Annotated in this window: 14 protein-coding genes; 4 read left to right on the top strand and 10 right to left on the bottom strand. The window is 31.1% G+C overall.

Annotation, left to right across the window (positions count from 1 at the left end; all coding sequences use genetic code 11):
* Positions 1–27: 27 nt before the first annotated feature.
* Complete coding sequence (locus ACMFBB_RS12705) at positions 28–1,401, top strand: DUF1800 domain-containing protein (RefSeq protein WP_435261151.1); 1,374 nt, start codon at positions 28–30, stop codon at positions 1,399–1,401.
* A gap of 11 nt (positions 1,402–1,412) precedes the next feature.
* The gene (locus ACMFBB_RS12700; RefSeq protein ID WP_435261150.1) at positions 1,413–2,606 is read left to right on the top strand and encodes a DUF1501 domain-containing protein; all 1,194 of its coding nucleotides are present in this window, start codon (positions 1,413–1,415) and stop codon (positions 2,604–2,606) included.
* Positions 2,607–2,662: 56 nt separating this feature from the next.
* On the opposite strand, the gene ACMFBB_RS12695 is transcribed toward ACMFBB_RS12700, so the two are convergent.
* From ACMFBB_RS12695 to ACMFBB_RS12660, 8 genes are all read right to left on the bottom strand, one after another.
* A complete protein-coding gene (locus ACMFBB_RS12695) occupies positions 2,663–3,802 on the bottom strand; it encodes an ATP-binding protein (RefSeq protein ID WP_435261149.1) in 1,140 nt (379 codons plus the stop codon).
* Positions 3,803–3,807: 5 nt separating this feature from the next.
* Entirely contained in the window at positions 3,808–4,560 is a 753-nt protein-coding gene (locus ACMFBB_RS12690; RefSeq protein ID WP_435261148.1) for an SDR family NAD(P)-dependent oxidoreductase, read from the bottom strand.
* A gap of 134 nt (positions 4,561–4,694) precedes the next feature.
* Positions 4,695–5,621, bottom strand: a complete 927-nt coding sequence (locus ACMFBB_RS12685; RefSeq protein ID WP_435261147.1) for a hypothetical protein — start codon at positions 5,619–5,621, stop codon at positions 4,695–4,697.
* Between the two features lie 150 nt (positions 5,622–5,771).
* The gene (locus ACMFBB_RS12680) at positions 5,772–6,620 is read right to left on the bottom strand and encodes a DUF3078 domain-containing protein (protein WP_435261146.1); all 849 of its coding nucleotides are present in this window, start codon (positions 6,618–6,620) and stop codon (positions 5,772–5,774) included.
* Positions 6,621–6,699: 79 nt separating this feature from the next.
* Positions 6,700–7,548, bottom strand: coding sequence for a DUF3078 domain-containing protein (locus tag ACMFBB_RS12675; protein WP_435261145.1), 849 nt, complete (start codon positions 7,546–7,548; stop codon positions 6,700–6,702).
* 28 nt (positions 7,549–7,576) lie between these two features.
* Positions 7,577–8,083 (bottom strand): DUF2480 family protein, encoded by a 507-nt coding sequence (locus ACMFBB_RS12670; RefSeq protein ID WP_435261144.1) that lies wholly within the window; start codon positions 8,081–8,083, stop codon positions 7,577–7,579.
* A gap of 8 nt (positions 8,084–8,091) precedes the next feature.
* Positions 8,092–8,412 (bottom strand): DUF59 domain-containing protein, encoded by a 321-nt coding sequence (locus ACMFBB_RS12665; RefSeq protein WP_435261143.1) that lies wholly within the window; start codon positions 8,410–8,412, stop codon positions 8,092–8,094.
* A gap of 11 nt (positions 8,413–8,423) precedes the next feature.
* Entirely contained in the window at positions 8,424–8,849 is a 426-nt protein-coding gene (locus ACMFBB_RS12660) for a SufE family protein (protein WP_435261142.1), read from the bottom strand.
* A gap of 189 nt (positions 8,850–9,038) precedes the next feature.
* On the opposite strand from ACMFBB_RS12660, the gene ACMFBB_RS12655 reads away from it, so the two are divergent.
* Positions 9,039–9,965, top strand: a complete 927-nt coding sequence (locus ACMFBB_RS12655) for a PfkB family carbohydrate kinase (protein ID WP_435261141.1) — start codon at positions 9,039–9,041, stop codon at positions 9,963–9,965.
* 79 nt (positions 9,966–10,044) lie between these two features.
* Complete coding sequence (locus ACMFBB_RS12650; RefSeq protein WP_435261140.1) at positions 10,045–11,943, top strand: amidophosphoribosyltransferase; 1,899 nt, start codon at positions 10,045–10,047, stop codon at positions 11,941–11,943.
* A 99-nt stretch (positions 11,944–12,042) separates the two neighbouring features.
* Here the strand turns inward: ACMFBB_RS12650 and ACMFBB_RS12645 are convergent, their stop codons facing one another.
* Positions 12,043–12,441, bottom strand: a complete 399-nt coding sequence (locus tag ACMFBB_RS12645) for a hypothetical protein (RefSeq protein WP_435261139.1) — start codon at positions 12,439–12,441, stop codon at positions 12,043–12,045.
* Positions 12,442–12,543: 102 nt separating this feature from the next.
* The gene (locus ACMFBB_RS12640; protein WP_435261138.1) at positions 12,544–15,363 is read right to left on the bottom strand and encodes a TonB-dependent receptor; all 2,820 of its coding nucleotides are present in this window, start codon (positions 15,361–15,363) and stop codon (positions 12,544–12,546) included.
* Positions 15,364–15,405 lie beyond the last annotated feature (42 nt).

Here is a 15,405-nt window from a genome sequence, read left to right as displayed (position 1 = left end):
TTTACAAAAAAAAAGGGTCTTACTACTATGGAAGTAAGACATATACAACACTTATACAACAGAATTGGTTTTGGTATTACACCAAATAAGCTGGAAGAATTGACCTCTATTCCCAAAGAAAAGGTGGTCCAATCTATTCTTCTATCTTCTAAAAATTTCACCCCCTTAACCATTGACACTTCCTTTTTAACGCAACTCCGCCCATCGGATGTAAAAAAGAAGAGCAAAAGAAAGGAACTGATGAAAATCAGTAGAAAAAAAATTCGAGAATTAAATGCTGCTTGGATCCATAGATTAGCTAATCCTTCTGAACTTTTAAGGGAAAAAATGACCTTGTTTTGGGCTAATCATTTTGTTTGTGAAAGCAAAAATATTCTCTTCACCCAGCAATATAATAATATGTTGCGAAGGTATGCACTTGGCGATTTTCGAGCTTTTGTAAAAGCGATGTCGAAAGACCCCGCCATGCTTACCTACCTCAACAACAAACAAAATAAAAAGAGAAAACCCAATGAGAATTTTGCAAGAGAGTTACTAGAACTCTTTACTATGGGGCAAGGAAATTATACCGAAACAGACATACAAGAAAGTGCTAGAGCTTTTACTGGATACAACCATAATTTAAAGGGTGAATTTACCTTACGCAAAAAACATCACGATTACGGAACGAAAACTTTTTTTGGAAAAACTGGCAATTTCAATGGAGACGAAATCATCGATATTATATTAAGTCAGAAACAATGTGCAACCTATATCTGTTCGAAAATTTACCGTTATTTTGTAAATCCTGAAATTAATAAAAGCCATATCGATGAAATGACAGCGGTTTTCTTTTCAAAATATGATATAGAAGAACTCATGCGTTTTATACTAGAATCGAATTGGTTTTACGACAAAAAAAATATAGGAGCAAAGATCAAATCTCCAATAGAACTTATTATTGGTATTCATAATACGGTACCTTTTTCTGTAGTAAAACAAAAACACCAATTGCTTATACAAAAACTATTAGGGCAAACTTTATTAAAACCACCTAATGTTGCAGGGTGGAAAGGAGGCAAAACTTGGATAGACAGCAATACTATTGTAACCCGACTGCGACTCCCTTCTATCTTACTAAATAATGCCGAAATTTCCTATTCGGAGCTAGGTGGATTGAAAGACAATATCAAAAACTACAGCTCCGACAGACTGCGAAAAAAAGCATTCATAAAAAGTAATCCTAATTGGAAAATCTTTAGGGATAATTATGGCAATGGCACTACCGAAGCGTTTATAAAAAATATACTCTCCGGACCTATTAACGCTGGAACGCTTCAACTAATTAGCAAAAACACTTCCTTGTCTAAACAAGACTTATGTGTACAATTAATGTCCTTACCGGAATATCAACTTTGTTAAAAAAATAAAAGATGGATAGAAGAAAATTTTTACAAAGAACTTCCTTAGCAACTGGAGGAATGTTTTTTATACCGCAATTTATTCGTGCGTACGAACAAAATGCTAAGGCAATTTTTAATGCGAAAAAAATAGTAATTATTCAATTGAAAGGTGGAAATGACGGCTTAAATACGGTAGTTCCATTCACTAATGATATTTATTTCAATAAACGTCAAAAAATTGGAATTCGTAAAAACCAGCTGCTCCAACTTAACGACGAAGTAGGTTTACATAAAAGTTTAATGCCTCTCCAATCCTTATACGACAAAGGTTATCTAAGCATTATAAATGGCGTGGGATATCCAAATCCAAATCGATCGCATTTCCGTTCTACAGATATTTGGCAAACGGCAAGTGATAGCAACGAGTACCTTCAGAGTGGATGGATTGGTAGATATCTAGACGCTACCAAATCCAAACCTTTTGCTGCGATTGAAGTAGACGAAAGTTTGTCTCTAATGCTGAAAGGGGAGCAACAAAATGGTTTAGCCATTACGAACCCTAAACTTTTTTACCAATCTATCAAACAACCTTTTTTCAAGGACGTTTTAGAACATTACAACACAAAACATTTGAATGAACACAATTTAGGATATTTATACAACACTATGATTGATGCGAAGTCGTCTGCTGCCTATATTTATGAAAAGAGTCAAACAAAAGCATCTAAAATGACCTATCCAAATAATGTGTTTGGAAAACAGTTGAAAACCATTGCAGAATTCATCAACTCTGGCTTGGAAACCCAAGTTTACTATGCCGCCCTCAGCGGATTTGACACCCATGCAAACCAAATGAATAGACAAGCTCGTTTATTAGATATGTATGCTAAATCTATCCAAGTTTTTGTAGAGGATTTAGAGAAGTCTAACGCATTAGAAGACGTTCTCATCCTTACCTTTTCTGAATTCGGAAGAAGAGTAGAACAAAACGCTGCTAATGGCACTGATCATGGTACTGCTAATAATGTATTCGTCATTGGAAAAAACTTGAAAAAACAGGGAATGTATAACCCTGTGGCCGACTTATCCAACCTTGATAATAATGGAGATCTAAATTACAGTATTGATTTTAGAGAAGTATACGCTACTATTTTAGATAAATGGCTAGGCGTTAACGACAGCAAAATCTTACAAAAAAAATTCTCTAAATTGAATTTTATTTAAATTTTTAGTCTTCTTGTATTATCGAAATTATAAACGAGGTAGGCGATAATTTTATGCTAATTATATTTTACCTTTCGAATAATTCGAAGTGCCTCCTTATATTTAATATAGGTAGACTTATCCTCTAAGTCTCGAATGTAGTTTTTTGCCTTCTTTAATTGTTCAGAAGCTTTAAAAAAACCATTTAAATGACAAATTAAAAAGGATGTAGGGAGCTTTAAAACATCTGTTTTCTCAGTTAAAGTTAAAGAAATTCCTTTTTCAATTTTTGAGACGATACTATTATTAATATTATAAATATGATATAATATTTTTTTATTAAATTGAGGTGGTTCAAACAAAAACTCTGTAGCAATATCGTGTATTCCATTATCTTTAAAGTGAATAATTGTTTTCTCTAATGGATACCTTTTTTCACTAGTATCTATGCCTAATAAAATATATTCAGTTATAATAAATGAATGCTCGTTGTAAGAAATTTGAACATCGTCTAAATCAGAAAAAAATAATCGTACTTGCTCATTGACCAACTCTATATCTACTCTTGAGAAATATACTTCTTTATTGATTAGCGTTTCTTTACCAGCCCAGCACAACACAAACTGCTCTTTAAACACCTTATATTGAGGATTGTATTCTTTTTTATGCTTTTTAAAGAAATCAAAAACACCATTCAATGTTAGCTCTATGTTATTTCTAGCATTTTTTTCAATAGCTTCAACAACAGGTTTATTGGTATTTTTGAGTTCAAAAAAACCTTCAACAGGTATTGAATTACTTCCCCTTCTATAAAAAACAGCTCCTTTTGGGTACTTCCATGCTATTTTTTTTAATGATGACATTTCATTATTAGGGTATATAGTAACTAATCCTACTACTTTATAGCGAGGTAATCTAGGGAATGGTACGTTTTCATATTCAATTTTTGGCGGATTATTTAAATAGGCATTCACTAAATTTTGAATTTTACTATCATCAAAAAAATCAACACCAATAATTTTATTTTTCTCATCTTCTACTCCTATAACTATGTATGAATTGTTATGTGGATTAGAATTAGAAAGTGCACAAACATGCTTTATAAACTTAGCCTTACCTTCTCTTGAGCTTAATGAAAGTTGTTGCTTCTTATCATAAAAGCTATTTTCATCATTCTTAGAAAGTAAGTTCTTAATTAAAAGCCGTTTATTAATCACTTTTACTAGTTTTTATTTAAAACTGTGGCACTCGCTTGAGCTGTAGGATACACTATTAAGTCCTCAATATTAACATGATAAGGTCTAGTTACAACAAAATGAATAATATCCGCAATATCTTCAGCTTGCAAAGCTTTATACCCCTGATAAACAGTTTTAGCTTTATTAGTATCACCTTTAAATCGCACCTCTGAAAACTCTGTTTCAACCAAACCAGGATGTATAGCGCATACACGAATATTATGCTTGTTTAAATCTAAACGCATTCCTTTATTTAAAGCATTTACAGCAAATTTTGACGCACAATACACATTGCCATTAGGATACACTTCCTTTCCTGCGATAGAGCCTATATTCACAATAAACCCATCATTACGTTCAACCATTTGAGGAATGATCGCTTTTGAAACATATAATAAACCTTTTACATTACCGTCAATCATAGCATCCCAATCTTCAATACTCCCCTCCTGGATAGAATGCAATCCATGCGCATTTCCAGCATTATTAATAAGGATATCTATTTTCTTATAGTCATCCGGTAAACTATTAATCGCTTCTTCTACTTGATTTTTAAAACGAACATCAAATTGTAATGTATGTACTTTGGTATACTTTGACAGTTCGTTTTGAAGAATTTTTAACTTCTCATTACGCCTTCCACAAAGAATCAAGTTTATATTGTTTTTAGCAAAAAACACAGCTGTTGCTTTTCCTATTCCGGATGTAGCACCTGTTATAAAAGCAGTTTTTTTCATTTTTTGTAATTTTTATAAAGATAATTTTTTTATGTAAACGAAGGGATATAAAAAACAAAAAAACCGCCCCTACCGGAGCGGTTTATTTCAATTGGTTATTAAAAATAACCAACCAAAAATCAACTAACCAAACTTTATTTTAAAACCATTCTTTGAACAGTTTGTCTTTTTATCTTAGTACGTTTTCTCCCACTGTTCCTTACAACTGCTTTCGTACCTCTTTTCTTTTCTCCTTTTAAATATTGTACAAATCCTCTTCCAGAAAATGTATACCTTGTTTTAGATCTCCAATGATATAAAGACACTGTTTCATCATTTATAACGCTTAAATCAAATTTCTCAGTATCTCCACCATCATAATTAAGTGTTAAAACTTTAAGATCATTATAGCCAATAACATCAGCTACTTCATAACTTCCGATGAAATCCCAACTTATGTTATCAATATTTGTGCCAAACATGTCATGTGAAGAATAAAAAGTCACATCATTTTCTGGTGTAAATTGCAAAAAATGTTCTTTATCAAATACATTTGGGGTTCCTCCTTCTGTATCAGTTCTTTCCCAAGCTATATATTCTTGTAAAAAATATTCTATATTCTCATAAAACAACTTATTATAATCAAAGTTGTTAACCTGGTACCCCACCAAATAATAACTAACATTTTGTGACAAATAATTAATTTTTATTTCATTTTCAGATAATTGAATCACTTCAAAATCATAATTTCCATCTAAGCTATGACTTGTTTCAAGGATGTTATTAAAAACATTATATCTACCAACTGAGATTCCAAGTCCATTTCCTGTTTTCCCTATATCTGCAATATTATTATTTGCATACATTCTTCCGTTTAAAAATGATACTGTGAAAGCTTTTGATATAAAAGGAACATCACCACGTCCTTCTGTTTTGTGATAATCAATGTACCATAAATCGTAACTAGAAATAAACTCATTTAATGAAACGGTATCATCTATAAATTCATCATTTACAATAACACATGAGGTTATTGTTGTTCCTGCTATTATTAATAGTAAAAGTAATTTTATACGTTTCATAAGCACTAATTATTATGGTTATGCTTAAGCATTTCCAAATTTTATGCCAAAAACAATTTTTACTTTCTAGGCTAGAATTTAATGTATACAAATTATAACAAAAAAAGACTGTCTAAAAAGACAGTCTTTAAATATTGTTTTTCTATTTGTTTAGAAATTATAGTTCACTCCTAAACCAAAAACTTCTCTTGTTTGAAAACCTTCGTATGCATTATCGTCATAGATTGTTTGTAGCGCTAAATTAGCAGAAAGATATTTATTGATTTTCATTACAACGTTAACTGTGTAGTCAATATCAATATTTTTAGCTTCATCTAAATAATTACTATATAAATTTAAAATGTTTTCAACAGATACATTTTCCATTATATTTATCTTATAATATCCATTTATTGACGCTCCAAGTTCATATCTAGTAGTTTCTCCAGACTTAACACCAAAGTAACTAACCCCCGCAGGTAAACCGGTAGTAAATTGTTTATCAACAACAATTAACTTTGAAGTTGCTGGTGCAATATTAACTTTTAGATTATCCGATTTTTTCCATAGCATACCTGGTCCAAACTGAAAATAAGCAGGAGAAAAGAAGTGAGATTGCTGAACATCTCCAGCATAAGTTGAAGACATTTGAGTTTTAAAATTAAAAAAAGCAGAATAGAACCAATTACCTGAAGCTTTTTTACCGGCTAAAGAGTTAAGCTCTAAACGGTCATCTGTTTTTTTAGCTCCTTCATTTTTTATTTTTGTTAACCCATAAGAAGCAATAATTTTATTATCCCAAGTCCAATCTCCCTTAACATAATTGAAATCGTAATTTATCCCTAATGTTCCCGAGATATTATTCACTCCACCAGCTAACCAATTATTAAATGCAGACTGATTGAATAAAAAGGAAATGTTCCCTCCTTTTTTCCAACCTTCTTTTGGTTCTTCTTTTTTTTCTTGAGCGTTAACTATTAACGCTCCAAATAAAATGGCGATAGTTACTATTTTTTTCATCACTTTTAAAATATTTTAAATTTTAAGTGTATAAAAATACACCTTTACTTTTACTTAAGACAAGCTTATTTTATAAAAGTCACCTTTTATGAAAAATATAATTTAAGCCTAAACCAAACACTTGTTTAAACTGTATTTTACTAGATGCATTGTCATCTATTACAGCGTGAAAACCTAAATTCATAGAAAGATACTCATTTACCTTAATAAAAAACCTCATTTGGTAATCAATATCAATGTTTTGAGGGCTATTTAAATAATCAGAGTAAACAGTTAAAATATTCTCCATTTGTACATCCTGCATAACATCAAACTTAAAATATGCAGATAAATCAAACCCTAAACTAAAACTTGAATTATCTCCTAGAGGCACACCATACTTTCCTGAAAACTCGTCAGAAACAAAGGTAAACCTTGACGTAGCTGGCGCTATATTTATTTTTTGATTATCTGATTTTTTCCACAACATACCTGGTCCAAAACTCCAATAAGCAGGTGATAAAAAATCTGAAATAGGTAACTTGGGTGTCTTTTTATAATCGTATCCTCTTGAATATTGAGTTTTAAAATTGCTTAAAAAAGAAAAAAACCAATAATTATTTGCCTTCAACCCCAAAAGAGAATTATATTCAAAACGGTCACCTGTTTTTCTTATTCCTTGACCATCTACATAACTTAATCCATAAATTGAAGTAACTTTATTATCCCAACGCCAATTACTTTTCTTGTAATTAAAGTCATAATTTATAGCAACATTTCCAGCAATAGTATTGCTACCACCAGCAACCCAATTAGAGAATGTAGATTGATTAAACAAAAAAACGAGCTTACCTGTTACATCCCATTTTTTTGAAATACTATCTTTTTTTTCCTGAGAAAGACTAATTAATGAACAACTAATTAATAACGTAAAAAGAATTTTCTTCATTTTACAATTGCTTTACAAATAAGATTAATTATTTTCTTTTAAATAAAGGTACTGTTGAACATGCTTCACCAAACATAATGGTTTTTGCTGTAGGTTGAATTTTTTCAATTAGCAAAGTATATGCAGAAGGGGGGATAGGTTTATTAGCACACCCTTTAATTATTACAGGCTTATCTTTAAAACTACTAACATCAAGTTCATTTATTATTCTTTGATACAAAACAGTTTCAAGTAGCTCTAAATTACCAATTACTACTTTTTTAGCATAAAGCGACAATTCAGTAGTTAACAACAAATATGCCCAAGAAGGAATGATAGCATCTGAACTACAAATTAAAGCAACATAAGAATTTTCATATTGAGACCAATCATGATTTTTAACATTCTGCCTAAAGTCTTTTTCTTTTAAAATTAACTCTTGAAAAAGCCAATCTTTAATATCAAAAACAACCCTAGCACCTTTTGGGTAATAATCTTCTAAATCAACAGTAATAAGTTTACTATTTGCTACTCTATTTACAATTTCTTCAGCCATTTGTATACTTATAAGAGTCCTAACTCTAACTTTGCTTCTTCACTCATCATATCTTGAGTCCAAGTAGGGTCAAAAGTGATTTCTACTTCACAATTGTTAATTTCTTTTAACGTTTTCACTTTTTCTTCTACCTCTACTGGTAAAGTTTCAGCTACGGGACAATTAGGAGATGTTAACGTCATTAAAATTTTTGCATCATTTTCATCTGAAATAAAAACATCATAAATCAATCCTAATTCATAAATATCTACAGGGATTTCAGGATCAAAAATTGTTTTTATTACGCGTACTATTTTATCTCCTAAATCTTCTAAATTCTCTTCTGTCATAATTTAGTATTTTAGTTTGTCAGTTTAGTTTGTTGAGCTATCGCATACATTTTTATTTGCTTAACCATAGATACTAAGCCATTTGCCCTTGTTGGACTTAAATGCTCTTTCAGTCCAATTTCATCGATAAAGCCAGTATCAGCTTCTATGATAGCTTTAGGTGTTTGGTTTGAAAAAACTCTTAACAATAATGCCACAATACCTTTGGTTAAAATAGCATCACTATCAGCAGTAAAAGTAACAATATCTCCTTTTAAGTTAGAATGTAACCATACTTTAGATTGACATCCTTTTATTAGATTCTCTTCTAATTTGTAGGTATCATCAATTAAAGCTAATGATTTACCTAACTCAATAATATATTCATAACGTTCCATCCAGTCTTCAAACATTAAGAACTCATCAATAATTTCTTCTTGTATTTCTTTGATAGTCATTTTTTAAAACTATTTTTGCACAGTCAAATACTGGTTTTGTATTAAAAATGCAAAATTACGACAAAAAAGGCATTTTTATGTCTTTAAAAAATAAAGTGAATATAATTATTAATTTTTGTTAGGTATCATTATAAAATCTGACTTAAAAAAGTAAAAGTTCTTTCCTCTTGGAAAGGTTAAATTAAACTTATGAGTAAATTATTAGCGGTAGGTACTGTAGCTTTTGATGCTATTGAAACACCTTTTGGTAAAACAGATAAAATTTTAGGAGGGTCAGGAACATTTGTAAGTTTGGCTGCTGCTCAATTTGGCGTTGAAACTGGAGTGGTTTCTGTCGTTGGTGGCGATTTCCCTGAATCATATTTAACTATGATGAAGAATAAAGGAATTAATACCGATGGAATAGAGATTATTAAAGATGGTAAAACGTTTTTTTGGAGTGGTAAGTACCATAATGACATGAATTCTCGTGATACTCTTATTACTGAATTAAATGTTTTAGAACATTTTAAACCAGTAGTTCCCGAAGTTTTCAAAGATTCAGAAATTGTAATGTTAGGTAACTTACACCCATTAACTCAAGCTTCTGTTCTAGATCAAATGAATAAAAGACCAAATTTAGTAGTTTTAGATACTATGAACTTTTGGATGGATATTGCTTTAAATGATTTACACGAAGTTTTAAAGCGTGTTGATGTAATTACTATTAATGATGAAGAAGCTAGACAATTAAGTGGTGAATATTCTTTAGTAAATGCAGCTAATAAAATTCATGAAATGGGACCTAAATATGTGGTAATTAAAAAAGGAGAACACGGAGCCCTTTTATTTAATGAGGGGAAAATGTTTTTTGCCCCTGCTTTACCCTTAGCTGAAGTTTTTGACCCAACTGGTGCTGGTGATACTTTTGCTGGTGGTTTTTGTGGTTTTTTAGCAAAAACTGAAGATATTTCGTTTGAGAATATGAAAAATGCCATTATTTATGGTTCAAACTTAGCTTCTTTTTGTGTTGAAAAGTTTGGAACCCAACGAATGGAAGAACTTACGAAAGACGAAGTTCAAGAACGCTTACAAGCGTTTAAAGAGTTAACGCAATTTGACATAGAATTATCATAATATACAAGTCCGCAGATAAACTGCGGATTTTTTTATACATAACAACACTAACAAACACAACTAATAAACACTTTTATAAATGAGCGACGCTTTAAAACATGAATGTGGGATTGCCATGGTAAGGCTATTAAAACCTTTAGAATACTACAAGGAAAAATACGGTACCGCATTTTATGGAGTTAATAAAATGTATTTGCTTATGGAAAAGCAGCATAATCGTGGTCAAGACGGAGCTGGAATGGCAAGTATCAAATTCAATGTAGAACCAGGAACAAGATATATTAGTAGAGTTCGCTCAAATAAATCGCAACCAATACAAGATATTTTTGGTCAAGTCAATGAACGAATCAATGGAATTTTTGAAAAAAATCCTGATAAAATTGATGATGTTCAATGGCAAGAAGAAAATATGCCATATATAGGAAATTTATTTTTAGGTCATGTTCGTTATGGTACTTTTGGAGGGAATAGTATTGAAAATGTTCACCCTTTTCTTCGTCAAAGTAACTGGAGACACCAAAGTTTAATTGTTGCTGGTAATTTTAATATGACGAACTCTAAACAATTAATGAAAGAATTAATTGATTTAGGGCAACATCCAAAAGAATCTACCGATACTGTAACAGTAATGGAAAAAATAGGCCACTTCTTGGAGGACGAAGTTTCTGACACATACCTAAAAGCTAAAGATGTTGGTTTAAACAAAAAAGATGCTTCTCCATATATTGAAGAGCACCTAGACATACAACGCATTTTAAAACGTTCATCAAGAAATTGGGATGGAGGATATGCAATGGCTGGTTTATTAGGACATGGTGATGCATTTGTTTTAAGAGACCCTGCAGCTATAAGACCTGCTTTTTATTATCAAGATGATGAAGTAGTAGTAGTTGCTTCTGAACGCCCAGTAATTCAAACAGTTTTCAACGTTCAAATTGATAAAATCAAAGAAATTGACAGAGGTCATGCTTTGATTATTAAGAAAAACGGAAAAACTACAATGGCTCCTATTCTTGAACAAAGACCTAAAAAAGCATGCTCTTTTGAGCGTATTTATTTTTCTAGAGGTAGCGATGCTAGTATTTATGAAGAGCGAAAAAATTTAGGGAAATTTGTGTTTCCTGAAGTATTAAAATCTATCAATAATGATATAAAAAATACCGTTTTTTCTTATATACCCAATACAGCTGAAACCTCTTTTTTTGGAATGATGGAAGCTGCTGAAGATGTATTAAATCAACAAAAAACAGATGCTATTTTAGCAGGTGGTGGTAAACTATCAAAAGAAAAAGTTATTGAAATTTTATCTTCTCGTCCGCGATTTGAAAAAATAGCGATTAAAGACGCTAAGCTAAGAACTTTTATTACAGATGATAGTAGTAGAGACGACCTAGTTGCTCATGTATATGATGTTACCTATGGAGTTGTAAAGCCTACTGATAATTTAGTTATTATAGACGATAGCATTGTTCGTGGAACGACCTTAAAGAAAAGTATTATTAAAATATTAGACAGGCTACAACCTAAAAAAATTGTAATTGTGTCTTCTGCTCCACAAATTCGCTATCCTGATTGTTATGGTATAGACATGGCAAGAATAGGTGATTTTATAGCTTTTAAAGCCGCTTTAGAGCTACTTAAAGAGACAAACCAATACCATATAGTATATGATGTGTATCAGAAGTGTATAGAGCAACAAAACAATGTTGATAAAGATATTGTTAATTATGTAAAAGAGGTGTACGCTCCTTTTACTGACGAACAAATTTCTGCAAAAATAGCAGAGATGCTTAAAACTCCAGAAATTAAATCAAGTGTTGAAGTTATTTATCAACCCGTTAGTAAATTACACAAAGCATGCCCAGAAAACTTAGGTGATTGGTACTTTACAGGAGATTACCCTACTGATGGAGGTCATAGAGTTGTAAACCAAGCTTTTATTAATTTTTATGAAGGAAATGATAAAAGAGCTTATTAAACACTACTCTATTATTCTTATCAATTATTAAAAAACAAAAAAGCTAGATATATAAAAATATCTAGCTTTTTCATTGTTTAATGATTAATTGGTTACCTTTTATTTTTTTTGCAAAACGTATTTAGTTCCGTTAAACTCTACATTCATTACAAACACATCATCTCCGGGTTTCCAAACATTATAAGAAACTGCTAATTTTTGACCTTTTTTATGGTCAGGGAAATTATTTAATAAAATCTTACTTATTTTAGCCAATCTTACCATTACTGTTTCTTCATCATATCCTTCTCTTATATCAAAATTACTAAAACCATTACCTACTAAAGCATAATCAGCATCTGTTAAAGTATATTCAATTACATCATCTTGTAATTTAATTTTAGATGTTTTATCTGTAGAAGTAATCGGGGAATTATCTTTTGAAAAAGTTTTTGTAGTGCTAGTTAAAATACAAAATAACACTATCAAAAAACCAAATAAATTATTACTCTTAATCATCTTTTGTTAAATTTTAATTGGGCACAAATTTACTAAATTTATGTATATATAAAAACCACCTCATATGAGGTGGTTTTAAATTTTATTTAATTAGTAATTAAATTAAAATGTATATTTAAGTCCAATGTTCCAAGTTCTTCCTAAACCAAAGTATACTCTATTTCTGGTATTTACACCTCTCCATGTTGTATCACCCACTTTAGCTTCAGTATTAGTATCAGACTCAGAAATATAAAGTTCATCAGTTAAATTACTAATGTTAAATCTTACTCCTACAGATGAACTATTTCTAAATTTAAACTTATAAGATAAACCTGTATCTATTAACGAATAACCGGGTAAACTAATAGTTTGCCTATTCTTAGCCTCCAATATATCAGCAGCAGATGCATTATTCTGTACTCCAAATGATTCTGGATCTATTCCTCCACCATATAAATCACCTACATAGAAATTGCTAATATCAAACTTTAATCCTTCCATTATTTTGTAGTCAAATCCCAGCCTAAATGTCGTTTGAGGTGCATCTCCAACTTTTTTCCCATCTAAATATAATGTATTTACTTGTTGTGTTCCTCCTACTAAAATAGGGTCATTATTTTGATCAAAATACGTTGCAGTAACATCAGCTCCATACTCATAATTAGCTATTGATCCCATTAAATTAATAGTTAAAGGTCCAAAGTTAGCAGTAGCATCTATTTCCATTCCCATATGAATCTGTTCTACTCCTTGTAAATTAGCTGTTCCTCTAACTTCATTAGAAAGTCCTCTATTAAAAGTTACTGCACTACTAAAAAAACGATCTTTCCATGAAGTTCTATATAGATTTACATTTACCTTATAATTTTCATGTCTAAATCCATAACCAACTTCTAGACCTAAAACTTTCTCATTAGTTAAGCCTTCATTTACATCATTATTAGTTCTATTAGGGAAAACAGCATCGAAATTAGGTTGCTTTAAATAATACCCCCCATTTACAAATACATTATGCATTTCGTTTATATTCCAGTTAACTCCACCTTTAATATTACCTCCCCAAAGGTTTTGCCAGTCAGAAGTTTGATTTGGATCAGAATCTAAATAATTAAAGTAATCAATTCTTTGAAATCCTTGACGTGAAACAGCACCTTGAATAAATGCAGATATATCATCCTTTTTATACTCTAATTGAGAAAAAGCTCCTAACCAATTAACCTTTCCTTCATTATAATAATCAATTTTTTGTTCGTCATCGACGCTTTTAAATACATTCCAAACATTACCTATTGATGCCTCATTAGTTTGCGTAATAACGGTTCCTAAAGCATTAATATTATCATTATCTATATATGCGTCAGCCCCTAATAAATCTACTAGCCTTCTGTAGTGAATCCCTTTATAAGTCCTTAAATCAACCCCAAAATCAAAAGTTAACTCTTCACTTAATTCAGTATTAAAATTAGAAATTATACCAAACCAGTTATGTGAGTTCACAGATGATCTTTGAGAAATACCATTCTCAGAACCTCTTGTCCATGATTTGTCTCCAGGAAAATGTTGACCAGGATTATTGTTACCGTTAATATACTTACCATTAATAGAGGTTGGCCCACCTGCATCACCTGAATAAACATCTCTAGTCCCTATATCAGCAACCGTATCCCCGGAATTATAAGCTATTATATCATCAAAACGATATAACCCATTACTGTCTCTAAGTTGAAAAAATTGCTTCCCTCTAATTCTACCTATTGCACCAACTGATCCACCTCTTCCTAAAGAAGCATATAAAACAGAAGAAATTTTAGATTTATCATTTAAATTCCAATCCCAATTTAAAGATGCTATAGGTTTATGATAAAAGTTCCCTCCAAAAGTTTCTTCTTTACCATTTCTATATCCCCAATCAGAATTATATCTTCTATTAGGCTCATTACTATTTCCACCATATTTAATATAATCATTTATTGAAGGTGCAAATCCACGTCCATTATGTCTTTGTGGAGCACCAGTAATTGTAAACTGAAAATCATGATTATCATTTTTATATCCTAATGCTAAATAATAACTATACCCTTCAAAACTTGTTCCATCAACATAACCATCTCCATTAGTTCTTCCAAATAAAGCTGAAACAGACATTCCATTTTCTAAGACACCCGTATTGTAAGACACAGTTGTCTTTAACCGATTATCATTCCCTAATCCAACATAAACTCTTCCTCCCTCTTTCTTATCAGAAGATCTAGTTAATACATTGATAGTTCCACCGACTGATGAAATTGCTAATTTAGATGAACCCAAACCTCTTTGAACTTGCATAGCAGAGGTAACATCTGATAAACCAGCCCAATTAGACCAATACACCCAACCATTTTCCATATCATTTACAGGCATACCATTAATCATTACAGCCGTGTTACTCTGATCAAATCCTCTAATATTAATTCTAGCATCTCCAAAACCACCACCTTGTTTTGTTGCATAAACAGAAGGAGTTGTGTTTAATATTTCTGGAAACTCTTTAGACCCTAATTTTTCTTGAATTTCTTCAGCTCTAATAGTAGAAACTGCTACTGGAGTCTCTCTATCTTTTGCAACATCAATTACACCTGTAATAATTACTTCTCCTAGTACATTAGATGGTTCTAATTGAATTTGGCCTAAGTTAGTTTTAGCAGATGTGAAAGATACATTTTTAGTATCATAACCAACAAAAGAAACCACTACTACTCCTGAATTTGATTTTGAACTCAATGTAAACTTACCATTGAAATCAGTTCCAACTCCATTTGTAGTTCCTTTAACTAGAACATTTGCTCCTGGTAATGGCTCCCCCATTTCGTCAACCACAACACCAGTAATCTTGGTTTGTCCTATAACTGTAGCAGTTATAAAAAACAAAGCCACAAGTAATACATTTTTAATTTTTTTCATTATCTAATCTAATTTGTTATTAAATGCTTGGCAAAATTCCTT

The sequence above is a fragment of the Tenacibaculum sp. nBUS_03 genome, assembly GCF_051201695.1.
Taxonomy (GTDB): Bacteria; Bacteroidota; Bacteroidia; order Flavobacteriales; family Flavobacteriaceae; genus Polaribacter.
Note: the sequence above shows the minus strand (reverse complement) of the source record. Positions and strands in the feature narration are given on the sequence as shown.

Coding starts and splice junctions, on each gene's coding strand:
- ACMFBB_RS12645 (WP_435261139.1), bottom strand. CDS start 12,441: ATGATTAAGAGTAATAATTTATTTGGTTTTTTGATAGTGTTATTTTGT.
- ACMFBB_RS12705 (WP_435261151.1), top strand. CDS start 28: ATGGAAGTAAGACATATACAACACTTATACAACAGAATTGGTTTTGGT.
- ACMFBB_RS12675 (WP_435261145.1), bottom strand. CDS start 7,548: ATGAAGAAAATTCTTTTTACGTTATTAATTAGTTGTTCATTAATTAGT.
- ACMFBB_RS12660 (WP_435261142.1), bottom strand. CDS start 8,849: ATGACTATCAAAGAAATACAAGAAGAAATTATTGATGAGTTCTTAATG.
- ACMFBB_RS12640 (WP_435261138.1), bottom strand. CDS start 15,363: ATGAAAAAAATTAAAAATGTATTACTTGTGGCTTTGTTTTTTATAACT.
- ACMFBB_RS12670 (WP_435261144.1), bottom strand. CDS start 8,083: ATGGCTGAAGAAATTGTAAATAGAGTAGCAAATAGTAAACTTATTACT.
- ACMFBB_RS12655 (WP_435261141.1), top strand. CDS start 9,039: ATGAGTAAATTATTAGCGGTAGGTACTGTAGCTTTTGATGCTATTGAA.
- ACMFBB_RS12680 (WP_435261146.1), bottom strand. CDS start 6,620: ATGAAAAAAATAGTAACTATCGCCATTTTATTTGGAGCGTTAATAGTT.
- ACMFBB_RS12650 (WP_435261140.1), top strand. CDS start 10,045: ATGAGCGACGCTTTAAAACATGAATGTGGGATTGCCATGGTAAGGCTA.
- ACMFBB_RS12685 (WP_435261147.1), bottom strand. CDS start 5,621: ATGAAACGTATAAAATTACTTTTACTATTAATAATAGCAGGAACAACA.
- ACMFBB_RS12700 (WP_435261150.1), top strand. CDS start 1,413: ATGGATAGAAGAAAATTTTTACAAAGAACTTCCTTAGCAACTGGAGGA.
- ACMFBB_RS12665 (WP_435261143.1), bottom strand. CDS start 8,412: ATGACAGAAGAGAATTTAGAAGATTTAGGAGATAAAATAGTACGCGTA.
- ACMFBB_RS12690 (WP_435261148.1), bottom strand. CDS start 4,560: ATGAAAAAAACTGCTTTTATAACAGGTGCTACATCCGGAATAGGAAAA.